This is a genomic window from Runella sp. SP2 (assembly GCF_003711225.1).
Taxonomy (GTDB): domain Bacteria; phylum Bacteroidota; class Bacteroidia; order Cytophagales; family Spirosomataceae; genus Runella.
The window spans coordinates 7,296,434-7,319,425 of record NZ_CP031030.1 but is presented as its reverse complement, the minus strand read 5'-3'; the positions used below and the strand labels follow the sequence as shown (position 1 = coordinate 7,319,425).

22 protein-coding genes are annotated in these 22,992 nt (G+C 47.5%); 14 read left to right on the top strand and 8 right to left on the bottom strand.

What is annotated here, in order from left to right; genetic code table 11:
• Positions 1-8: 8 nt before the first annotated feature.
• From DTQ70_RS29500 to DTQ70_RS29485, 4 genes are all read left to right on the top strand, one after another.
• The gene (locus DTQ70_RS29500) at positions 9-998 is read left to right on the top strand and encodes an ABC transporter ATP-binding protein (RefSeq protein ID WP_122934131.1); all 990 of its coding nucleotides are present in this window, start codon (positions 9-11) and stop codon (positions 996-998) included.
• Positions 999-1,007: 9 nt separating this feature from the next.
• Positions 1,008-4,310: a S41 family peptidase gene (locus DTQ70_RS29495; RefSeq protein ID WP_122934130.1), complete on the top strand. Its 3,303-nt coding sequence runs from the start codon at positions 1,008-1,010 to the stop codon at positions 4,308-4,310.
• A gap of 318 nt (positions 4,311-4,628) precedes the next feature.
• On the top strand, positions 4,629-4,886 hold the full coding sequence (locus tag DTQ70_RS29490; protein WP_122934129.1) for a hypothetical protein: 258 nt from the start codon (positions 4,629-4,631) through the stop codon (positions 4,884-4,886).
• Positions 4,887-4,968: 82 nt separating this feature from the next.
• On the top strand, positions 4,969-5,202 hold the full coding sequence (locus tag DTQ70_RS29485) for a hypothetical protein (protein WP_310588013.1): 234 nt from the start codon (positions 4,969-4,971) through the stop codon (positions 5,200-5,202).
• A 120-nt stretch (positions 5,203-5,322) separates the two neighbouring features.
• Here DTQ70_RS29485 and DTQ70_RS29480 read toward each other — a convergent pair whose 3' ends face one another.
• The 5 genes from DTQ70_RS29480 to DTQ70_RS29460 all read right to left on the bottom strand — a co-directional run bounded on the left by DTQ70_RS29480 (position 5,323) and on the right by DTQ70_RS29460 (position 10,797).
• Complete coding sequence (locus DTQ70_RS29480; RefSeq protein ID WP_122934128.1) at positions 5,323-6,702, bottom strand: neutral/alkaline non-lysosomal ceramidase N-terminal domain-containing protein; 1,380 nt, start codon at positions 6,700-6,702, stop codon at positions 5,323-5,325.
• A gap of 87 nt (positions 6,703-6,789) precedes the next feature.
• Positions 6,790-7,368: an LUD domain-containing protein gene (locus tag DTQ70_RS29475; protein WP_122934127.1), complete on the bottom strand. Its 579-nt coding sequence runs from the start codon at positions 7,366-7,368 to the stop codon at positions 6,790-6,792.
• 107 nt (positions 7,369-7,475) lie between these two features.
• Complete coding sequence (locus tag DTQ70_RS29470; protein WP_122934126.1) at positions 7,476-8,834, bottom strand: lactate utilization protein B; 1,359 nt, start codon at positions 8,832-8,834, stop codon at positions 7,476-7,478.
• 2 nt (positions 8,835-8,836) lie between these two features.
• On the bottom strand, positions 8,837-9,574 hold the full coding sequence (locus DTQ70_RS29465) for a (Fe-S)-binding protein (protein WP_122934125.1): 738 nt from the start codon (positions 9,572-9,574) through the stop codon (positions 8,837-8,839).
• 56 nt (positions 9,575-9,630) lie between these two features.
• Positions 9,631-10,797, bottom strand: a complete 1,167-nt coding sequence (locus tag DTQ70_RS29460) for a VCBS repeat-containing protein (protein ID WP_122934124.1) — start codon at positions 10,795-10,797, stop codon at positions 9,631-9,633.
• 298 nt (positions 10,798-11,095) lie between these two features.
• Between DTQ70_RS29460 and DTQ70_RS29455 the strand changes: the two genes are divergently transcribed.
• The gene (locus DTQ70_RS29455; protein WP_122934123.1) at positions 11,096-11,590 is read left to right on the top strand and encodes an SRPBCC domain-containing protein; all 495 of its coding nucleotides are present in this window, start codon (positions 11,096-11,098) and stop codon (positions 11,588-11,590) included.
• 131 nt (positions 11,591-11,721) lie between these two features.
• On the opposite strand, the gene DTQ70_RS29450 is transcribed toward DTQ70_RS29455, so the two are convergent.
• Complete coding sequence (locus DTQ70_RS29450; RefSeq protein ID WP_122934122.1) at positions 11,722-14,790, bottom strand: PVC-type heme-binding CxxCH protein; 3,069 nt, start codon at positions 14,788-14,790, stop codon at positions 11,722-11,724.
• Positions 14,791-14,961: 171 nt separating this feature from the next.
• Between DTQ70_RS29450 and DTQ70_RS29445 the strand changes: the two genes are divergently transcribed.
• Positions 14,962-15,327 (top strand): VOC family protein, encoded by a 366-nt coding sequence (locus DTQ70_RS29445; RefSeq protein WP_122934121.1) that lies wholly within the window; start codon positions 14,962-14,964, stop codon positions 15,325-15,327.
• A 24-nt stretch (positions 15,328-15,351) separates the two neighbouring features.
• A complete protein-coding gene (locus DTQ70_RS29440; protein ID WP_122934120.1) occupies positions 15,352-15,654 on the top strand; it encodes a DUF1330 domain-containing protein in 303 nt (100 codons plus the stop codon).
• Between the two features lie 56 nt (positions 15,655-15,710).
• Here the strand turns inward: DTQ70_RS29440 and DTQ70_RS29435 are convergent, their stop codons facing one another.
• Positions 15,711-16,574: an SDR family oxidoreductase gene (locus DTQ70_RS29435; protein ID WP_122934618.1), complete on the bottom strand. Its 864-nt coding sequence runs from the start codon at positions 16,572-16,574 to the stop codon at positions 15,711-15,713.
• A 95-nt stretch (positions 16,575-16,669) separates the two neighbouring features.
• On the opposite strand from DTQ70_RS29435, the gene DTQ70_RS29430 reads away from it, so the two are divergent.
• The 5 genes from DTQ70_RS29430 (at position 16,670) to DTQ70_RS29410 (ending at position 21,186) form a co-directional block, all read left to right on the top strand.
• Positions 16,670-17,047, top strand: a complete 378-nt coding sequence (locus DTQ70_RS29430) for a helix-turn-helix domain-containing protein (protein ID WP_229600037.1) — start codon at positions 16,670-16,672, stop codon at positions 17,045-17,047.
• Positions 17,048-17,168: 121 nt separating this feature from the next.
• Positions 17,169-17,645 carry a (2Fe-2S)-binding protein gene (locus DTQ70_RS29425; RefSeq protein WP_122934119.1) on the top strand — a complete coding sequence of 159 codons (477 nt, stop codon included), beginning with the start codon at positions 17,169-17,171 and terminating at the stop codon, positions 17,643-17,645.
• Positions 17,629-19,800 carry a xanthine dehydrogenase family protein molybdopterin-binding subunit gene (locus DTQ70_RS29420; protein WP_122934118.1) on the top strand — a complete coding sequence of 724 codons (2,172 nt, stop codon included), beginning with the start codon at positions 17,629-17,631 and terminating at the stop codon, positions 19,798-19,800. Before DTQ70_RS29425 ends, DTQ70_RS29420 begins: the two co-directional genes overlap by 17 nt.
• 157 nt (positions 19,801-19,957) lie before the next feature.
• Positions 19,958-20,737 (top strand): SDR family oxidoreductase, encoded by a 780-nt coding sequence (locus tag DTQ70_RS29415; RefSeq protein ID WP_122934616.1) that lies wholly within the window; start codon positions 19,958-19,960, stop codon positions 20,735-20,737.
• Positions 20,738-20,742: 5 nt separating this feature from the next.
• Positions 20,743-21,186 (top strand): DUF2147 domain-containing protein, encoded by a 444-nt coding sequence (locus DTQ70_RS29410; RefSeq protein WP_122934117.1) that lies wholly within the window; start codon positions 20,743-20,745, stop codon positions 21,184-21,186.
• 150 nt (positions 21,187-21,336) lie between these two features.
• Here DTQ70_RS29410 and DTQ70_RS29405 read toward each other — a convergent pair whose 3' ends face one another.
• A complete protein-coding gene (locus DTQ70_RS29405) occupies positions 21,337-21,702 on the bottom strand; it encodes a helix-turn-helix domain-containing protein (RefSeq protein WP_122934116.1) in 366 nt (121 codons plus the stop codon).
• A 123-nt stretch (positions 21,703-21,825) separates the two neighbouring features.
• On the opposite strand from DTQ70_RS29405, the gene DTQ70_RS29400 reads away from it, so the two are divergent.
• Both DTQ70_RS29400 and DTQ70_RS29395 read left to right on the top strand, forming a co-directional pair.
• A complete protein-coding gene (locus DTQ70_RS29400) occupies positions 21,826-22,620 on the top strand; it encodes an SDR family oxidoreductase (protein WP_122934115.1) in 795 nt (264 codons plus the stop codon).
• Between the two features lie 28 nt (positions 22,621-22,648).
• Complete coding sequence (locus DTQ70_RS29395) at positions 22,649-22,966, top strand: nuclear transport factor 2 family protein (RefSeq protein WP_122934114.1); 318 nt, start codon at positions 22,649-22,651, stop codon at positions 22,964-22,966.
• Positions 22,967-22,992: the final 26 nt, after the last annotated feature.

Sequence of the window (22,992 nt, the reverse complement as noted above, 5' to 3'; positions counted from 1 at the left end):
ACGTCGGAATGTACTCTTTGTTAGAATTACGTCATCTTTCTAAAAACTACCCACCTCAATCGGTTTTATCCGACATTCAGCTAGAACTTCAAACAGGAGAAATTCTTGGCCTTTTGGGCGAAAGTGGTTCGGGAAAAAGTACGTTATTGCGTTTGGCAGCGGGGCTGATTGACCCCGATGAAGGTGAAATTTGGCTCAATGGCGAAAAATTACGCCTTGCCAGCGACCAGCTCATTCCTGGGCATCCTGACATTAAAATTGTCCACCAAGACTATAATCTATCGTTGCCCATCAGTGTTCGGGAAAACATTGCTTACGCGCTTCGGTATTACCAAAAAGCCTATCGCGACGAGCGGGTGGACGAGCTTATCGAGCTTTGCCACTTAGAAACGGTGGCCGATAAACCTGCAAAATCACTGTCGGGCGGGGAAAAACAGCGCACCGCTATTGCCCGCGCGCTAGCCGAAGAAGCCAAAGTATTGCTCCTCGACGAACCGTTTGCACACTTGGATTTTGCCAACCGCCGTCGCCTCACCCAAACCATCCGCACACTGGCCGAAGAAACGGGGACTGCCTGCATTTTTGTCACCCACGATGCCCCCGATGCCCTCAGTTTGTCGGACCGAATGGGGATTTTATACCAAGGGAAGTTATTACAAATGGGCACGCCCCAAGAAGTATATCAACAACCCATCAGTGAGTACGTAGCGGAGTTGACGGGAGAAATCAATGTTGTGCCTCGCAATACGTTTGAGCAGTTTTTTGGAACTCCTCCCCGACCGTCTGACACCTTGCTGATTCGCCCTGAGCAACTGATCATTACCGAAACCGAAGGCACGCAAGGCATTTGGGCAACGGTAGAGCGAAGCATTTTTGAAGGCAGTCGCTACCGAATTCAGGTAACCGCTGAACAACAATCGTTTATCGTGTATGCTCCGATTGCGTTTCCCAAAGAGAAAAGCGTATTTTTGAGGTATATTTTTCCAACAACCTACTAACCACTTTCTATGAAACTAACCTCTTTACTCTCCCTCGCGGCGGGGGTTTTGTGCAGCGTGTCGGCCATTGGCCAAGGCACACGACTGTTGCGCCAGCCTACCGTCAGCGACCGCTCCGTGGTCTTTGTCTATGCCGATGATTTGTGGATGGCCGACCGCGACGGTGGCGCTGCCCGCCGACTCACCACGCACGAAGGCACAGAATCGCTCCCGCATTTTTCGCCCGATGGCAGCATGATTGCCTTTTCGGCCCAGTACGGCGGCAACACCGACGTGTATGTAATGCCCGCCACGGGCGGTGAACCCAAACGCCTTACGTGGCACCCAGGCGAAGATGCTGTGCAAGGTTGGACACCCGACGGCGCCAGCATTGTCTTTCGTTCGGGACGAAGCGGCTACCCAACGGCCCTAACCAAATTATTAAAAGTGAGTTTTAAAGGAGGCTTCCAAGAAGAACTTCCCATGCCGCAAGCCTACGCGGGGGAAGTCTCGCCCGATGGCCAAATGGCTGCTTACCAAACCATTGGTTTTTGGGATCCCGAATGGCGCAACTACCGAGGCGGACAATCGCAGCCGATTTGGATTGTGGATTTGAAAACGCTCTCGCTCAAAACCACTCCCCAAACCGATCGCGAACGCCATACCGACCCTGTTTGGTACAAAAACGTCGTTTACTTTTTGTCAGAACGCGATTATGCCAACAACGTATGGTCGTTTAATCCCAAAACCAACGAACTCAAACAGGTAACGTTTCACAAAGATTTTGATGTAAAAAGCTTAGACGCCTCCAACGACCGCATTGTGTATGAACAAGGCGGCTATTTGCATTTGCTCGACCCCCAAACGGGACAAGCCAAGCAGCTCGTTATCAACGTTCAAGGAGATTTTACGTGGGCGGCACCGCGTTGGCAGGACGTACGTTCGGGAGGTTTACTCAATGCGTCGCTGTCTCCGACGGGCAAGCGTGCGTTGTTTGAATACCGTGGCGATATTTTTACCGTACCCAAAGAAAACGGTGACTGGCGCAACATCAGTCACAGTTCAGGCGTGGCTGACCGTTATCCTACTTGGTCGCCCGACGGGCAAAAAATAGCCTGGTTTTCGGACGCGAGCGGTGAATATCAATTGATGGTTTCGGACCAAGAAGGGCTTCAAAAACCCAAAGCGATTTCGTTGCCTTCGCCTACGTTTTATTTCCGCCCCGCGTGGTCGTCGGACAACAAACACCTTGCCTACACCGACACTGATTATAATTTATGGGTGATAAATACCGAAACGGGACAACCCAAAAAGATAGACACCGAGCGCTACGCCCATCCCAACCGCAGCCTTAACCCTGTATGGTCGCCTGATGGCAAATGGATTGCCTACGCCCGCCTTTTGGACAATCAATACAAAGCCATCAAAGTCTATAACATCGAGACAGGCGCTAGTCACCAACTGACTGACGGGATGTCAGATGCGATGTCGCCCGTGTGGGATGCCAGCGGAAAGTATCTGTATTTTTTGGCCAGTACCAACTTTGCCCTCAATACGGGTTGGCTCGACATGAGTTCGTACGAGCGCCCCGTTACGCGCGGCGTGTATATGGTCATTCTGGCCAAAGGTGAACCTTCGCCTTTTTTGCCCAAAAGCGACGAGGAAGAAGCCCCCAAAGTAGAAAAGAAAGAAGCTACCCCCGCTAAAACAGACGAGAAGACCAAAACCGAGCCTAAAAAAGACGAAAAACCCACGGAAGCCAAAAAAGAAGTTTTGGTAAAAATTGACCTAGAAGGCATCGACCAGCGGATTTTGGCACTTCCCAAAGTAGCATTGAAAGAATACGACGAAATCATTGCAGGGCCTGAAGGTAGTTTATTTTTTACCGAAAATGTCCCTGACCAAGCGGGCGTTACGCTGCACAAATACACCTTGAAAGACCAAAAACGGGAAGAGTTTTTGAAAGGAATTCAGGGAGCAATTACCTCACACGACCGCAAAAACTTGCTTTACCGCAGTGGAGGCACGTGGGGAATCGCCAATGCAACCGCCGCTACGGCAAAAATGGGCGACGGTCGCCTCAACACTAGCGAAATGAAACTTTGGGTGGATCCAAAAGCCGAATACAAGCAGATTTTCCGCGAAGGATGGCGTTATCAGCGCGATTTCTTGTACGTCAGCAATGTACACGGTGCTCCTTGGAACGACATCTATAAGTGGTACTCGCCTTGGGTAGAACATGTACGCCACCGCACCGACCTCAACTACGTGGTGGATATTTTGGGGGGCGAAGTGGCCGTGGGGCACTCCTATACCTCAGGAGGTGATTTCCCAACCCTCGACAACAACAACCCTGCGGGGCTTTTGGGGGCTGATTTTACGATTGTGAACGGCTTTTACCGCATCAAGCGCATTCTGACGGGTGAAAACTGGAACCCTGATTTGCGAGCGCCTCTGTCTAGCCCTGGCATCGACGTAAAAGAAGGCGATTATTTGTTGGAAATCAACGGCATTCCGCTCACGGCCGACGTGGATATTTACAGTTTGCTCGAAGGCACGGCCAACCGACAAATCAAAATAAAGGTCAATGCTACGCCTGATTTGGCCACGGCCAAATCGCTTACGGTGGTGCCCGTCGCCAACGAAACCCAGCTTCGCACGCGGGCTTGGGTGGAAGGGAATCGCCGTAAGGTGGATGAGCTTTCAAAGGGACAATTGGCCTACGTTTGGATTCCCAACACGGGTAACGGTGGTTACGAATATTTTAACCGCTATTATTTTGCCCAACAAGATAAAAAAGGGGCAGTTATCGACGAACGCAACAACGGCGGTGGCTCGGCTGCCGACTACATCGTGGACGTATTGGCCCGAAAACTGCAAGGATATTTCAACAGCCGCGCTAACGACCATAAACCTTTCACGACACCGATGTCGGGCTTGTGGGGGCCTAAAGTAATGATTGTCAACGAGCGCGCGGGTTCGGGCGGCGACTTGATGCCGTTCTTGTTTCGCCAAGCCAAGGTAGGCCCACTCGTAGGCACGCGCACGTGGGGCGGATTGGTCGGTACGTGGGACACGCCACCGTTTATCGACGGTGGGCGCATGGTGGCTCCGCGCGGAGGTTTTTATGATGTGGACGGAAAATGGGCGGTAGAAGGCGAAGGCATTGCCCCTGACATTGAAGTACACCAAGACCCCGCTAAAGTGGCCAAGGGAGAAGACCCGCAACTCGAAAAATCGGTGCAAGTAGCGTTAGACTTGCTAAAAACCCAAGGGGTAACGCTCAAACCCGAGCCTCCAGCTCCTATTCGTTATAAAAGACCGCAGAAGTAGCATTGAACCTTGGAAAGGTTTTTCAACCTTTCCAAGGTTATTTACAATCCGCTTCGCTCGTTTATTGTTTGTTCGTTAGAAATACAATTCCATGCTTGTCCTAAACCAAGGTTTGGTATATAAACTGGAGCACAAATTGAAAAACAATTGGCAATATTTTACAGGCTAATTATGTTTCAAACTAATAAGATTTGTTCTATACTTGTACATAATTTTTGACTTGAATAGAGACCATTGTTAAGACCGTAAGCAGCTTTTTATGGTCATTGATGCCCTTATTCCTGATTTTAAAGCCAAAAAAACTTATTCATTAGAATAATGGAAACAACACTAAATTTTAGTGCCAACATTCAACTAACGCTTAGTCAGTTGGTAGAATTGGCAAGGCAATTGCCACCAAAAGATAGAGCTAAATTGGCTTCGATGCTTATTGAAGCAGATGCAGATACTGATAGTGCTGTTATGAGTAAAAAAGAGCTAAAAGCTAACATAAAAGAAGGTTTGCAAGATGCCAAATTACACCGTGAAGGCAAAATAAAACTGAGAACTTTGACCGAATTTTTAGAGGATGTATAGCGTAAGAGCTGCCCGAAGTTTTGAGAGGTAAGCCAAGCCATTAATTAAAAAATATGCTTCACTCAAGCAAGAATTAGCTACATTGGGCGAACAACTTCAAGAAAACCCAACGCCTGGTACTCCGTTAGGGCAAGATTGTTATAAAATACGATTAGCCATCAAAAGCAAGGGTAAGGGCAAAAGTGGAGGGGCAAGGATTATTACTTATGTTGTTACTGACAATGAAGAAGTTATTTTACCAACTATTTATGATAAGCAAGTCAGAGGTACTATTTCTGAAAAAGAATTGAAAGAACTATTGGATGAGTTGGATTAAATCATAAAGTCCCCATCCTATTCGCTACCGCCGACCTGAGAAGTAGCATTGAACCTTGGAAAGGTTTGACAACCTTTCCAAGGCTGCTTACAACCTGCTCGTTTATCTTTTTTGCTTCCCCTACGACATCTTATCCACCAAATCCCGCACAATTTCCTGAAAATAAGCTCCGTTAAAAGGTCCAAACCAGTTCATGGTGAGGGTTTCGTAGGTGTCTCTGCCGTAGTATTTGTCGGGGGTGATGTAGCCGATATACCCACCATTGAAGCTTGTTACCATCAATTTAAGCCCCTTTTTTTCGGCGTAGGCGCTCATCTCTGCCACCAATTCCCCCGAAAAATCGCAAGGAAAACCTACCATCAGAACGTTGCCAATGCGTAGCGCTTTTACGTAATTGGGAAAATCGCCAAACGCCCAGTGAAATACCCACGGACGTAGTCGCCACCCCAACGTAACGCGGGGATTAGGCTCGCGAAGCGGAATGGTGAGCGTTTCGATGCGCAGGGCAGGGTTTTCGATAGGCTTCAGTTGCGCCAATTGTTTTTGCACGTCCGACTCCAAGCTGTCGGCTTCGGTGGCCACTTTGACCCAATCCGAATCTGACTCTACACCCACCTTAGGCCCCATGCTTCCAACCGCTCCCGAAAGAAATACCGCAAAGTTAGCTTCGCCTTTTTCCAACGAATCGACCAGTACACCTGGGTAGTCACGCGATAAAACGATATTGTCCGAACTTGTAATCGTAGAATGAGCCGCGTACGAGCAAATCAAGGCTTTTTGCCCATCGCTGCGGACGAGTTGGATGGTGCGCACAAACGGGTCAATCGTTCCTTCATCAAACGCCCGATTGCGTACTTTTGCCGTATCGGCCAACTGATGATAGGCCACCGTAGCAGGTTTTAGGTCTTTTTGTGCCAAAGTCACGGCTTTTACGATGGCATCGGCCACCCACCTCACATTGTCGGGATTAAATTTTCCACCAAAGAGTTCGCCTACAATGCCGCCACTCCATCCACCCATGCTGTTGTGGGTGTGGGTAGCACCAAAATACACTTGTTCAAACGGAATGCCCGTAGCCGAAAGCTTGGTTTTTACTTGCTCAGTCACGGCGGGGGGAAGAATCAATAAATCGGCCACCACCATCGCCGCTTTGGTACTTCCATTGTCAAACACCACCGCCCGAACGTAAATAGAATCATGCACCGATTTGTACAAGGCCCCGCGACGCACTCCGTAACCCGCCGTAGGAGTCGGAGATTTGGGCGTAAAATTTACTTTGGCCCAACCGACTTTTAATGAATTAGGAATTACGGATGAGGAATTATGACTAGCATCTGTGACAGTGGAGGTTAAACCGCTTACCGAGTTTTTCCAGTCTTGGTAATAGCTGGTTTGTTGGTAAGGCGTATCATCGACGGGGGCGATCATACAGGCCAACAAGGCGACAATTAGCAATAAAATAACGCCAAGTACTTTGAGAAGAATCTTTAAGAATCGCATACGAATGAAGAATTGCTTGTATAAAAAAACTTCCCGAAAGTTAATGCACTTTCGGGAAGCCACTTTTAGCAAAGTTTCACCTTTTTTTCAATCTATCAAAAAGGCCACCATCGACTTAGGGCCGTGCGCGCCCAAGACCAGCGATTGTTCGATGTCGGCGGTTTTGGAAGGCCCTGCGATGAAAGCCCCAAAACCGTATTCGGCCGCACCAATTTGGGCGTAGGCGTGGTGCATCTTGGGCAAAATCGCCGATTTTTTTATCACTAATGCCAGCGTTTCAGCAATAAAAGGCGTCACGCGCTGCCCCATCTCGGCTTCTGTAACCCATACCGCCGAATTTTCGGCCACGGCAAATTGTCCTTGTAAAATGGCCAACCCTACGTCGTCCAACGAATGAGGATCAGACGTTAGCCAACTTTGTTGGGCCATGTCTGCCAATGGTGCAAGGTTGGTAACCATTCGCCGTCCCGCAAAGTGCGTTTGAACGTACTGTTGGATTTCTTCCCAACTGCGCGCTTCCACCACCGTACCACCGATGGTCGTCAGTACCGACGTAAACTGGGCCACCAAATCGCTGTAAGGATTCCCAAAATCTTGTATATCTGGTAGCGGTGTCAACGTGGGTTTGTTTTTGGCCACGGCCGCCAGTATTTTTTCACGACTCATTTTATTTAGCCCCCTGCCCCCCAATGGGGGAATGATTGTTTAAATTATTTTCATCAAACAAAGGTCAGACGATAGTCAGACCGTAGGCGATAGTCAAACCGCAGAATTTACTTCCGATTCTTTTTATACCATTCGCCAAACGACTCTTTGGGAGGCTCTGGCATTTCGCGTTGTTTATACCACGGATTCAGGGAATTGTTGACCACAAACGGCGTGTTTGACAACGTCAAACGGCCTATTTTCCCCGAAAAACGATACACCGATGGGCTAGACAATACCGCCGCCATTGCTTTCATCCCTATCGTTTTGGCAGTGGGTGAATGTCCGCTTTTGGTAAGTACTTGTCGCCAGCTGTAAAGTTGTTCGTGGATGTTGATTTTCACGGGACAAACATTTGAACAACTTCCGCACAACGTACTTGCAAACGGCAAATCGGCGTTTTTGGTCATGTCCAAATTGGGCGCCAAAATCGATCCAATCGGTCCCGCTACGGCATTGTGGTAACTGTGTCCGCCACTGCGACGGTACACAGGACAGGTATTCATACAAGCCCCACAACGGATACATTTGAGCGAGTTACGAAACTCCTCCCGTCCCAGCTGCCGAGAGCGGCCATTGTCCACCAATATGATGTGCATTTGTTGCCCTTCGCGGGGCTTGGCAAAATGACTCGAATAAGTTGTAATAGGCTGTCCCGTAGCAGAACGCGCCAACAACCGTAAGAAAACCCCCAAATGCTTGCGTTTAGGGACGATTTTTTCGATGCCCATGCACGCAATGTGGACGTCGGCCAAGTGCGTACCCATGTCGGCGTTACCTTCGTTGGTACAGACCACAAATTCTCCCGTTTCGGCAATAGCAAAGTTCACCCCCGTCAGTGCCACGCGGCGCGTCAAAAACTTTTCGCGCAGGTGTTCGCGGGCGGCCAATGTCAACGTAGATGGGTCGGCGCAACCTTCGGGCGTACCCAAATGTTTGTGAAACAAGACGCCAATCTCCTCTTTTTTCCAGTGAATACAGGGCATGACGATGTGACTTGGGGGCTCGTCGGCCAATTGAACGATGCGTTCACCCAAATCAGTATCAATGACCTCAACCCCATTTTCGGCCAAAAAAGGATTCAAATGACACTCTTCGGTCAGCATCGACTTGCTTTTCACAATTTGTTGAATGCCTTGCTCTTTCAGAATCGAAAGAACGATTTGGTTATGTTCGTGCGCATCGGCGGCCCAGTGGACGGTGACGCCGTTGGCCTTGGCGTTTTTTTCAAACTCCATCAAGTACGTGTCTAAGTTAGACAGTACGTTGTGTTTAATCTGCGACGCCATGTTGCGTAAATCTTCCCATTCGGGAATGGCAAACGCCGCTCGGTCGCGTTTTTGGCGCACCCACCAGAGCGTTTCGTCGTGCCAGGTAGTGCGGTCAAAGTCTTTATTAAATTTATCAGCAGCCTCAGAGTGATTCATGGTTAATTCGCAGTTAAAATTTCGGCGATGTGCATTACTTTGATGGGCAACTCACGGCGCCGAATGATGCCTTCCAAGTGCATCAAACACGACATATCGCCTCCCGTCAGGACTTGAGTACCGTTCTTGATGTGGTCTTCGATGCGGTCAACACCCATACGCGCCGAAACTGCTTCTTCCGCCACACAAAACGTTCCCCCAAATCCACAGCATTCGTCTCTACGTGTGAGTTGAACCAATTCGATTCCATCGACCATTCTCAAGAGTTTTTCAGGTTTTGAGAATGCAGGCGCTACCAACTCCGACATCTGCGAAAGGTGCAATCCGCGCTGCCCGTGGCAGCTTTGGTGCAACCCCACCCGATACGGAAAATGCGCCGATAGGTTTTCGACTTTGAGCACATCGGTCAAAAACTCCGTCAGTTCATACACCCGTTGACGGATGTGCGTCGCTTTCGCTTCACCTTCGCCTTCGGTGTGCAAGTGTTCTTTGATGTGCAAGACACAACTCCCCGACGGCCCCACGATGTAATCAAAATCAGCAAAATTTTGAACAAAAAGGCGGTTGCAATCATGCGTCAGGTGTTCATAGCCAGAATTGGCCATGGGCTGACCACAGCAGGTTTGGTTGGCAGGATACCCCACCTCACAACCAAATTTCTCTAACAATTGGAGTGTAGCAATACCCACTTTGGGGTAAAACTGATCTACATAACACGGGATGAATAAACCAACTTTCATACGACAAACATACGACAGCTTCTTTCAAAATTCTGTCCTGTACGCACCTGTTTTATTTATTTCTGTTGAAGAAACACGTGGGCTCCTTTTTTGTTTGCAGTAATGATGTCTAGCAACCCGTCGCGGTTCATGTCTTCGACTACCAAATGCAGCCCTACGCCTGAGTTATCGTCAATTTGATGCGGAATCCACGCTGGATTAGGGCCAGGTTTAAACTCAAACCAGTACAATACCGCAGGCTCAAACGCCCCTGGGTCTTTGCCATTATGGGCAAAATAGCGTTTTCCCGTCACCAAATCAGGATTACCATCTTTGTTGATGTCGGCCAAAGCTAAGCCGTGGGTTTGTGAAAATAGCTTCCCAATTTCGTGTTTTTCCCAAGTCGGATTTCCTTGCGCGTCTTTGCCTTGCTGATGCCACCACATACCGTATTTGTGCGCCGACATGCTAATCACGTCTTTCAGGCCGTCTTTATTGACGTCAAGTAGGTACATTTGCGAACATTCTTCCCCCAAATTAGCCCGATGAAACGTCCAATTTGGCTGCGTACGATCCGCAGGTGCTTCCCACCAACCTTCACGCATGAGCACATCCAACCGCCCATCGCCGTTCATGTCCACCACACCCAAGCCGTGGGTATATTTGTGAATGCCAATATTGTCGGTACTAATCACGTAGCGTTTCCATTCGGTATCGCCTTTTTTGGAAGGAGCTTTGAGCCAAATCATTTGCTTGGCTTCGGGGTCATTACCGATGATATCAAGACGTCCGTCACCGTCGAGATCGCACAGCGCAGGCGACTCATTCCCAATGGATTTGTGAATGGTATAGGCTTTCCAGTGTCCAGCTTTGTTTTTGGGATTTTCGTACCAAACCACCGATTCGCCTGGGGTATCGACCCGAATAAAATCTATCCAACCGTCTTGGTTGACGTCCATGCTAAAGTTCAAAAACGAATTGCTGTAGCCACCATTGACCGTAAATGTATCGCCTTTGGCAATTTCGTGCTGTTTCCAGTTGGGGGCTTCGTACCAAAACGCCCCCGACAACACGTCTTTTTTTCCGTCGCGGTTGACATCGCCCACGGCTACGCCTTCGGAGAAGAACATTTTCGTGAGCACTTGTTTTTGAAATTTGATGGGGCGGTTGGTTTGCGCAGAAGCAGGCAAGCTCATCCACACTAGAAGTAGCCCAAAGGCTAGAGACAACGAATACGTTTTCATTTTTGGGGAGAAAAAGGAGTTTAGAAAGGGGTGAGAATTTTTAATTAAAGTGTCCCTCCCCTCCTTTTTTACCCACAGTTGGTTTGTTTTTTCGGGGAAGTGGGCGAACGTAAAGTCTGCCTTCCTATCTTTGGTCTTTCAAAAATTCAACAAAGGCTTCTCCAACCTCTCAACTTCTCCTAATCTTTTTCAATACAAACTTTGCGAAACCAAAAAGTTGCGCATAAATTTGCAACCGTTTAGTTTCCCAACTTAAACCAACGAAAAAGCCTATTTTCAACCATTAAACATACAAAACATGAACCATTTATTGTTTGACTTTACCGTTGACAAAGCCGCTAAAACGGTTTTCATAACCCGCGAATTTGCTGCTCACCTTTCGCTAGTTTGGGATGCCTTCACCAAACAAGAAATTCTTGACCAATGGTGGGCTCCCAAGCCTTGGGCCTCTAAAACCAAAGTAATGGACTTTACCGTTGGTGGCAGAAGATTTTATGCCATGGTAAGTCCCGAAGGGCACATGATGTGGTCGGTTCAGCAATATACTTCCATCACGCCCAAAACCAATTTTAAGTACTTGAACGCATTTGCGGATGCCGACGAAAACCCTCAGCTACCGGGTTCTGATTGGGATTATAGTTTCAGTGAAGAAAACGGCAAGACAAAAGTCAGCATTATCATTTACAACGATTCCCTCGAACGGATGGAGAAAATGATTGAAATGGGCTTCAAAGAAGGATTTACGGCGACCTTGGATGAACTCGACCACTTATTGGCATCCTTGGAAAAATAACCAACACCTCATAACAAACGATGTGTGCTTTCGGTTGCTCACAACCGAAACAAAAGAGAAATTAAAAAACGCATATTGAACGGATTAACACCAACTCTATCCGTTCAATATGTCTAACCAAGTGCAAATAACTACTTCGTTTTCAACAAGAAGCTCAAAAGTGCATAAAAGTCCTTCTCAGAAATACTGTTCCTGAATTGGTCGGGCATCAAGGTGTATTTGGAGGCTTTGTAGTCTTTAATGTCGTTTTTTGCTACCGAAAATTCTTGTCCTGCGTTGTTGGCAAAAATCATCGTTTGCCCTTCCGTGCGGCGGTAAAGTCCCGTCATGGTTTGGCCGTTGTTGAGCGTAATGTTATAATTCCGAAACGCCTCTGAGATATTCCGATTGGGGTCTAATATCTTTTCAGTCAGGGCTTTTTTACCCCAATTACCAATGCCGTCCAGCTGCGGGCCAATCAACCCACCTGCACCTTTGATTTGGTGACACGAACTGCAATTTTGCACAAACACACTTTTGCCCGCCTCCAGCGTTGCCTTCGACGACTCAAAACCTGCCAAACGCGCCTGAATCAGTTGTTGACGTTCCTCAAACTCGTTGGCGCTCCCCGCCGTCAATTCGTTGAGCAACGCTTGTTGCTTAGAGGTCATCTTCGACGCCAAGCGCTCTTTCACCGTTCCTTCCCTGACCACGTCCACGTTGATTTCTTCTTCTTTTAAAGCATTGAGCAATTGGTCAATGCCCGACTCGGAGTTGGCCAACGCCGCCGCAATCACCCCTTGTAAGCTACGCGCTCCTCCGTTTAGTCCTTTTCGCAGCCATCCGTTTACTTCGGGCGTATGGGTACGCGTCAGTACCCCTACCAGTTTTTCCCGCAAGGATACCTTTTCCGAACGTTCCAAAAACACCCCGCCAATGAGCGGCGTGTACGCGGAAGCATCCATGCTCATGAGCGCACTGGCAGCGGCTACCCGCACTCGGTCGTCGGCTTGGGCATTTTTGAACAAACGAAGCACCGACGGCTCCAACGATTTGCTTTTAAACTCGCCCGCCACCTCGGCCGCCTGCACCCGACGCGCCATTTGCTGCGCCGTCTCTTTTTCCACCGACGGTTGTTCCAAATACTGCTTTGCCAGTGTTGTCCCCCACTCTTGCATACGGCTAGTCACCGTTTTTCCTCCCTGCGCCAGCCCTCTTCGCAGCGCGTTGTAAGCCGCAAACTGCGTTTCGTGGTTATCGGCGTAACGTTTTTCCAAAGAGCCAATGGTTTCGTTGAGCGCAGGGGCATCCGTGTAGCGAGCCGTGTATTCCAGGTACTTGGCCAACTCGTCGGTGGGCAATGGGTGTTGGGTGGCGTATTCCAAAACAAAAGAAGCCACTTCGGGCGAGGGAACGTCCACCGCAGCTTTGCACAAAATGGCCCGTTGGGTCTCGCTCCAATTGGCGCTTGCCACCTGACGAATCATGCCTTTTGCGGCCAAATTTGTACGTATAGCCAGCAGGGTGGTATATTTCAAATGCGAATCTTCGTCGTTGGTTTGTTGGTACAAATCCACCAATGGAGCGATATTTTTCAAAGCAGGAAAACGGGTCAAAACTTCGGCTGCTACTCGACGAACAAAAGGGTCTTTATCGGCCAATGTTCCCACGGCCAACGCCTGATGGGCATCGCTAATGACCGCCGACTCGGCCAGTACGCGGTATCCGTGCACTTGCACCAGCGGGTCAGGATGATGCAGGGCTTTGTCCAATGCCGAAGCGGACAGAGCGTTCAAGCGGTGAAGTATCCAAAGACCCTGTACAAACACCTTGGCATCGGTCGTAGGCGAGGTTAGCAACTGCGACACAGGCAGAATCGCCTTTTCTTTCCAGCCATCCACCAAACGATCCGCTATTTTTAGACGAACGTTGAGCTGGGGATGACCCAACCCCGCCACTAACTCGTCGATAGACGCCTTTGACCAATCTTTCAAAGGGGTTTGGGCTGAGCCACCTTTGTAAGTAATCCGCCAAATACGCCCACTGGTGCGGTCGCGGCCTGGGTGATTGAGCGGCACTTCGTAATGCCCAATGATTCGATTGTAAAAGTCGGCAATATAGAGCGCTCCGTCGGGGCCGACTTTCACATCCACGGGGCGAAACCAAGGGTCGTCACTGACCAAAAAATCGGCTTCTTTGTGCGCTACGGGCGTTGAGCCATTGTAGGTAATGGTGTTGCGGTTGATACGGCACGTAACCACGTCGCCGTTGTAAAAACTGTTGCGGTACTCGGCAGGAAACTGCTCGCCAATGTAATAGGCCAAGCCCGAAAGTGCCGTTGAGCCTAGTTCATAGCTCATCATTTCGGGGCCAAAGCCTATTCCCGTTGGTTTCTTGCCAAAATGCGGATAATCAGCGCCTTTAATGAGCTGGTAAATGGGTTTTGAGTGGCAATCGACGGAGTACAAAAACCCGCGTTCGTCGTAGGCATATCCAAACGGATTGACACGCCCGTAGGTGGTTTGTTCTACTCGACTGCCGTCGGTTCGAAAGCGAAAGGTATTGCCCGACACCATCGTCACCGAATCGCCGTCGGTGCCCGCGATTTTGGACGTGTTAGTAAAACCGTGGCACGAGTGCATCCAACCGTCAAACCCACGCACAAAATTGCTCACCATTCCGTGGGTATCTTTGTAGCCAAACTCCCCCAAAATCACTTTTCGGCGGTCGGCTTTGCCATCGTTGTTGGCATCGGTAAAATGATAGACGTTGGGAATGCTGTACGCAATAGCGCCGTCGGTTACGGGCATGATGCCAATAGGGATATTGAGCCCATCCTGAAAATCAGTAAATTTATCGGCTTTTCCGTCGCCGTTGGTATCTTCCAAAATGGTGATTTTATCTTTCCCTCCGCCCGAAACCGCAGGCATGGGGTAGTCGAGCGAGTGCGCAACCCACAGTCGTCCACGGTCGTCAAATTCCATGTTAATGGGTTTGGCAATCTGGGGTTCGGACGCAAAAAGCGTAATTTCAAAACCTGGCGGCAACGTAAAGCCTCGGCGCTCTTGCTCGGGCGTCCGAAACTCGGTAGTGCGAACGTGGTCGGCAAACTTATCTTTGGAGACTACTTGTTTTTGCGGTACGTTACAGCCTTGGGAATACAATAACAGCACGGTGCAGACTAAGAAGGAGCTACGCTGAAACAAAACAGTGTTTTTCATTTGGTAGGAAGAAGGGCTTTAGAAAAGAGTGGAGGAGATTTGCTATTAAAATGGTAAACCCACTCTTTTTTTACCCAAAATCCCCTTATTTTTTTGAGTAAAAGTAAAACCTAACCCCAAGTCGCTTTGTGATAAGTCAGCTTTGCCCCTCATACTATCACCCCCAATAAAATGAAAATAAGACTTCACGAAATTGAGCTGGGCACCAGTGACCCCGCCAAAAGTAAATCATTTTACAACGCTATTTTAGGTCTAAAGACTTCGGTTGACCAAGCAGCACTCAACGTTTTCCAGTCGGGAGTGGGAGGGATTGATTTTAATACGTCAACCCATTTATCGCCCAATACGGCTGTTGTAAGTTTTTTGACAGACAATTTGCCAGAGGTAATCGAAAGACTCTCTGCGAATGGAATTAACTTTAGCGAACCCAAAAAATCACATTTGGGGATGACAAGCATTGAATTTAGCGACCCAGACGGTCATTTAATTCGAGTCAACCAGCCAACCGAAGACTCTCCGACTTGGTTAAAAGTGTAGCAGACGCCCATAAAAAAACAAGAAATGATACACATCACCCAACTTATTTACGTCATTGAAGGCCAAGAGGCTGTTTTTGATGAATTTGAAAGCGTGGCCATCCCCACCATCGCCAAGTACAATGGCCGTCTTTTGTTTAGGGTACGCCCACCCAAAGAGAGTTTTATTGAAGCGCAAATCGAAGCACCTTATGAAATCCATCTGGTAGAGTTTGACGCCCACGAAGACTTCCAAAATTTTATGAAAGACGAAGACCGCAAAAAGATTTTACACCTCAAAGAGCAATCCATTAAGGCATCCGTACTCTATTTGGGACAAAAATTATAGCAAAAACGGGCCAAGCAACATGTATGCTGCTTGACCCGTTTCAAGGCGTCGAAGCCTTAATTTAACAAAGAACCCATGCCAAATGCGGTAATTGTTTTTTCATATTCTACCTGTACTGCTTCGTTGGCCGCTTCTACGATGTAGCCCGTTGATGGGTCAACGACCGTTCTGAGGGGGCGTTCGCCTTTGGGTAGGTTTATGAGCGTTACTACGGCATCGGCTACTTCTTGAGGATTAGGTTTGGTTGTTTCGAACAATTGTGCCAAGCCGTTCCCCATCTGATTCGGAATTTCTGCCAATGCGCCGTATCCTGCCACAACCGACTCATCAGAACCCGTTCTGACTTTGTGCAAAATATCGGTCGGGAAGGCACCTGGCTGAATAATCGCCACGTCCACGCCCAAGGGTTTTACTTCGTAATGCAATCCTTCGCTCAACCCTTCTAACCCAAATTTGGCGGCACTATAGACTGTCATAAACGGAAACGCAAACCGTCCCGCACCGCTTGAGATATTCACGATGAGCCCATCGGCTTGTTGACGCATGACGGGCAAAACGGCTTTCATCAATCTCCAATAAGCCACCACATGCAGTCCAAACATTTCCTCCACGTCGGTCGTGGTAAAACTCTCAGTTACCCCCGAAGCCGCAAAACCCGCATTATTGACCAATACATCAATTCGCCCTTCGGCGGCAATCACTGAATCAATAGCAGTTTTTACACTCGCATCGTCCGTCAGCGTAACGTCTAGCACCGTGATATTGGCCACCTGTGCCAGTGCTTTTGCTTTGTCGGCATTTTTAGATTGGGTATCTCGCATGGTAGCATATACCTTGTGCCCCAATTCGGCTAACGTGTTGGCGGTCAACCAACCAAACCCACTATTCGTCCCTGTAATCAATACAACTTTGTTACTCATTTGCTGTGTTTTTTTAAAAGTACGCTGCAAAGTTGATGACATTTTGTAACTTTGTGTCATAAGGTAATAGTTTATTTTAATCTACCAATTTACCAATGAGTCAGCTTGTGACAATTAAGAAACCAGCCGCTTGCGTGGCAGACAATGAAGTTTGTACCACCTCTATGAGAGCTATTCAAGACATTATGGACGTATTGGGCGGAAAATGGAAAATCTCCATCGTTACCTGCCTTTGTTTTAGTCCAAGAAGGTTTAGCGAGTTATTAAAACTGGTGGACGGTATCTCTGGGAAGGTATTGAGCCGCGAGTTAAAAGACCTAGAAATGAACAAATTAATTTCAAGAACGGTCAAAGACACCCAGCCTATTTCGGTAGAATATGCCATTACCGAATACGGAAATTCGTTCAAAGAGCTGATTCAAATCATGGCTGAGTGGGGCGTAAAACACCGAAAAGAGATTATCGGAAAATAAAAATAGTTCCTATCTCCCTTTTGGCTACAAGATTGCGCCTTTTAACTACATAATTGCTTTGATTTTTTTGAAACTTGCCGTGGTAAAAAAGCAGAAACAATGACTTCTCAATTGAATCACTATGCAACTTTCACTAACCATCAATAACAAGCCTACGGTTTTGGATGTCGAGCCCGACATGCCTTTACTTTGGCTCATTCGTGATGAAGCCCAGCTTAAAGGGACAAAGTTTGGCTGTGGCAAAGCCCAGTGCGGCGCTTGCTCGCTTTATGTTGACGGGGATTTAATCCGCTCCTGTTCGTATCCTTCCCAAATGGCCAATGGCAAAAAAATAACCACCATCGAGGGGCTTTCGGAAGACGAAACCCATCTGCACCCCGTACAGCAAGCGTGGCTGGAAGTTCAAGTCCCCCAATGCGGCTACTGCCAATCGGGTTTTATGATGGCAGCGGCTAAGCTTTTGGAAGGAAACCCCAACCCCACAGTCGATGACATCAAAAACGGCATTTCCAACATCTGTCGGTGTGGTACGCATCCTCGCATTATTAAAGCAATTCTTTTGGCGGCAAAACTGAAAAACGATGGAAAACAAGGATAAAAAACCTAAAAAGGGATTTTCGAGAAGAAAATTTTTGGCCATCTCTGGCTCAGGTGTGGCAGGAACGTTGGCCTTGCTCTATTTCGGACAAGGAGCTATTAGAAGAAAAATAAGTGACTTCACTTCCGAAATGGAAATTCCAGCGGATGTCTCGAACTTTGACCATAAGCTATGGTTTGAAGTCAATGCCGACAATACCATTACCCTAAAATCGCCCAAAGCCGAAATGGGACAAGGGATTTTTACGGGTTTTGCCATGCTTGCTGCGGAAGAACTGGACATTGCGGTGGAAAAAATCAAGGTTGTTCATGCCAACTCTCTGAACGGCCTTCTCTCAAATACGGGGGGAAGCAACAGCACCTCTTCTTTTTATGTCACTATTCGAGAAGTGGCCGCTACCCTGCGAGAAACCCTCAAACTTCAGGCGTCGAAATTGTGGAATATTCCCGTCGCTTCCATCTCCACCAAAGACGGAATGTTGACGGCAGGTGATAAGCAATTATCGTATGCCGACTTGGCCAAACAAATTACCAAATGGGAAACGACCGAAACACCCGCGTTACGGCCGTCTTCACAGTTCAAGTACGTCGGAAAACAACAAAAACGAATTGATTTGCCCGATAAAGTCCTCGGCAAACCGATTTACGGCATTGATACTACCTTGCCTGATATGGTTTACGGCGCGATGCTTTATTCTCCCTATGTGAAAGGAACGCTCAAAAGTGCAGATACCAGTAGTGCAAAAAATTCGGCGGGCGTACTAAAAATCGTGGAAGAAACAAACTGGATTGGCGTGGTAGCCACGTCTCGCTACGCCACCCAAACGGCGGTGGAGAAAATCAAGGCGGAGTGGGACTACAACCCCAACGTTTCTACCAAGGACCTCGAAAAATTAATAACGGTCGGGAACGGCAAAGAGGTTAATATCCAAAACGATGGCGACACAGGCAGCGTAACCGATGAGGTGCTAACGGGCGAATTTCGTACGCCGATTGGTTTTCATGGCAATTTAGAGCCTTCCATTGTCGTCGCTGATTATAAAGATAACAAAATAACGCTTTACGCTTCTTTCCAAAATCCAGCCTATTTACAAACTTCCGTTGCGGAGGCGTTAGACCTTAACACCGAGGACGTTGCCATTATGCCTACGTACATGGGAGGCGGATTTGGCAGAAAGGCGTTTAAGAGCAACGCCGTGGAGGCGGCCAAACTATCCAAAGCCGTCGGGAAGCCCGTTCACCTGCTTGCTACCCGCCAGCAAGAGTTTCAAAACGGATACGTAAGGCCCAATACCCACCATGTTTTAAAAGGGAAAGTGAGCAAAGAGGGGAAAATTTTGGCTTTTGAACACCATCTTGCCACGGGGCCGATGATATTTAACTCCGTCCCCGCTATTGCCGAAACCATTTTGGGTGCCGACTTTATCGTGGCAGGACACGGCGCGCGGTGCCCGTACCATGTCACCAACATTAAAACCACAGTATGGCACAACAACCTTCCCTTTGAAACCAGTATATGGCGGGGAGTGGGGATGTTTGCCAATACGTTCGCCATCGAAAGTTTTATGGATGAATTGGCGCATAGAGCAGGCGTTAATCCCCTGAAGTTGCGAATCGACCACTGCGACGACACACCTCAGTTGGTTCGTCGGAAAAAGTTGCTCGAAATCATTGGCGAAAAATCAGGCTGGCACTTGCCAAAGTCGGAAGGGATTGGGCGCGGCTTGGCAGTATGCGACGACCGTAAAACGGTTTCGGCGGCGGTGGTAGAAGTAAAAATCGTCGATGGAGCCATTAAGGTTGTGAAAGTGACACAGGCCATTGACCCTGGCAAAATCATTAACCCCGACGGTATCAGGCAGCAAGTAGAAGGTGCTACCATGATGGCCATCAGTGCGACTCTTTACGAGCAAGGCACGGTAGAAAATGGGCAATTTGTACAAACCAATTTCCATAATTACCAAGTAGTCCGCCTCAGCGATACACCCGAAATAGAAGTCATTTTACACGAAGGTTCTGAGGTACCTTCGGGGGTTGGAGAGCCTCCGCTTTCTCCCATTGCACCCGCCATCGCCAATGCGATTTTTGACCTGACGGGTAAGCGTTTAAGGTCGCTGCCTTTGCAGTTGGCTTTTCAGGCCGCATCAAATCTGTAAGATTTATTTTTCCGTTGCCAAAGCTATAAGGTTGTAGAAACCTTATAGCTTTTTTTATTTAAAAAGCTCCTTCCTTTTTGACTACAACAAACCGACTTTTAGCTACATTCCTTTGCGGGTTAGTGCTGACCTTTGCATTAACAAAACACGCAAAAAAATGGACTTAAAAAACAGCACAATCCTTATTACAGGAGGCACAAGTGGAATCGGTTTAGAATTTGTAAAACAATTGACTGAACTAGGTGCAACTATCATTGTTACAGGCAGAAAATTGGATGCACTTAACGAAACAAAAAAGCAATTTCCCAACGTACATACGTTCCAAAGTGACGTGAGTAATCCAAGGGATATTGAGAAGTTATACAAAGAAATTACGCTACAATTTCCCGACCTCAACATCATCATTAATAACGCAGGTTTGATGCGTTTAATTGACGTACAAGATCAGTCATTGAACTTGGAAAATATCAACCGAGAAATTGCTACTAATCTTTCAGGAACCGTTCAAATGGTGCATCAGTTTTTGCCCCATTTATTAAAACAAAAATCAGCCGCAATTGTCAACGTTTCATCGGGTATTGCTTTTATGAGCTACTCAGCAGCGCCCATTTACAGCGCAACCAAAGCAGGGGTTCGCGCCTACACCCAATCCTTACGATTACAATTGGAAGATACCAATGTAAGGGTATTTGAAATGATTCCTCCAGGAGTAAAAACAAAATTGCAAGACGATTGGATAAAACAGCCTAACGAAAGCATGATGATGAACGCAGACGACATGGTAAAAGTGGCGATTAATGGTCTGCTAAAAGACAAAAAGGAATTAAAACCTTTTGCCATCAACATTATCAAATTAGCCAGCAGGCTCATGCCCAACGTTTTATTAAACTTTGGGCACCGTGAATTTAAAGAAATTAAAAAGCTCAAAAACAACTAATAACGATGAAAAAGGTATTTTTTGCGGGACTACTATTGTTCCTTTCTGTGGTGAGTTTTGCACAGCAACCCGCCGATAAGATAATCGGGCAATGGGAAAGTATTGATGGCGATGTAAAATTGAAGTTTGACCTCTTTAAGCAAGACGGGAAATATTTCGGAAAGCTTCTTTGGGCTTCCAATATGTTTGAAACCGACGGAAAAACGTCTAAAAAAGACTCCAATAATCCTGACAAAGCCTTACAAAACCGCCCGCGACAAGGTATTATCAATGTCACTAACCTGAAATACGACGACGGCGAATACGAAGGTGGAAAGCTCTACAACCCAAGTGATGGCAACAGTTACAGCTTAAATGCCAAACTAAAAACCGAAAATGAGCTTCATTTTCGTGGGTATTTGGGTATTTCACTTTTAGGAAAAACAATGAAGTTTAAAAGGATTCAATAAATTGAAGGTTGGATGCATTAAAACAAATAGCCTCGGAGAGGCGAAACCTTTGTAGAAAAAGTAAACAAGCCCCTCCACAAAGACCCATCGAGGCGGCCGACACTCGGTAAAATATTTATTACAAATAGATTAAATACCCTACGACTGAAATTAGCTTTCGTTCGTCAGTCGTTTTAAAATAACCGACCGTAAATGCGCTTCATTGGTGTCGCCCCATTGACCCAAAGCTGAAATCACGGGGATGATGGTTTCACCCAACTCAGTAAGTCGGTACTCCACTTTAGGCGGAAGAACTGGAAAAATTTCTTTAGTGACCAACCCGTGGTCTTCCAGTTCTTTCAACTGAATGTTCAATACCCGTCTGGTGGCATCGGGGATTTTGCGTTGCAGTTCGCTTGGCCGTAGATGCCCCTCACTGATAAACCATAGCAAACGGATTTTCCATTTGCCATATAGTACTTCGCCAATCAAGTCTAAGCCGCAGTTTAGGCTTGGTAAAATTTTTCTTTCATACATACCACAAAATTAGACCTATGCTCCAAATCGTACAATAGGGGAAAAATTTATCCCTATCCGAATCGTATTTCCGTAATTGCTTCACCTGAATGTATGTCTGAAATTTGCACAAAAAACAATCAGATGGAACAGGATTTTAATTTCAACAACGAGCTATCGGGCAAAATTGCTTTGGTAACGGGCGGAACAAAAGGAGCTGGAAAGGCCATCGCTGAACGCCTCTCGAAGGCGGGAGCCACCGTGATAATCACGGCACGAAATGCCCCCGAAGCACCCAACGAAACACTGGATTTTATCTCAGCAGATTTAAGCCAGTCCTCAGGAACCCAAAAAATAGTCAATGAGGTATTAGCAAAATATGGCAGGCTAGACATTTTGGTCAACAGCCTCGGTGGCTCCGAAACCCCAGGCGGTGGCTTTGCCGTTTTGAGTGACGATGACTGGGAACAAACGCTCCAAAGCAATTTGCTCGCCCCCGTGAGACTAGACCGAGGGTTCTTACCACAAATGATAACGCGCGGCAACGGGGTTATTATTCACATTGCCTCCATTCAAGGCAAATTGCCCTTGTACGATTCGACTTTACCTTATGCCGCAGCCAAAGCAGGACTAATCAATTACAGCAAAAGCCTGTCCAACGAAGTTTCCCCAAAAGGCGTTCGGGTACTGACAGTTTCGCCTGGCTGGATTATGACAAGTTCCTCGGTAAGAATGATGGAACGCATCGCCGAAAGTTCAAACAGCTCTATTGAACAAGCTACCCAGAGCGTCATGGATGCCTTGGGTGGAATCCCCTTCGGCAGGCCCGCCCAGCCCGAAGAAGTTGCCGAGCTGGTCGGTTTTTTGGTTTCGCCAAGAGCTAAGTACCTCACAGGCACAGAATTTGTCATCGACGGCGGCACTATTCCTACGATTTAACATTTATCAACCATTATCAATCACACTTATGAGTAATTTACCAACAGTACTAGCCAACTTAATCAAAGCACAAAACAATTTTGACAGCGTTGCGTATGCCAATTGTTTTGCCGAAACAGCCGTCGTTTTTGACGAAGGACGAACGCACAAAGGAAAAACAGAAATCAGGAATTGGATACAAAAAGCCAACAAAACCTACAAAGCGGTCATGCAGCCACAGGAGTATTCGGCAACTACCCAAACGTTAAAGGCGGAAATTTCAGGAACTTTCCCTGGCAGTCCACTTGTATTAACGTATCGGTTCGACATTAAAAACGACCAAATTCATTCACTCAAAATCGGTTGAGGAAAGGAAGGCTATCACCAAAGAAC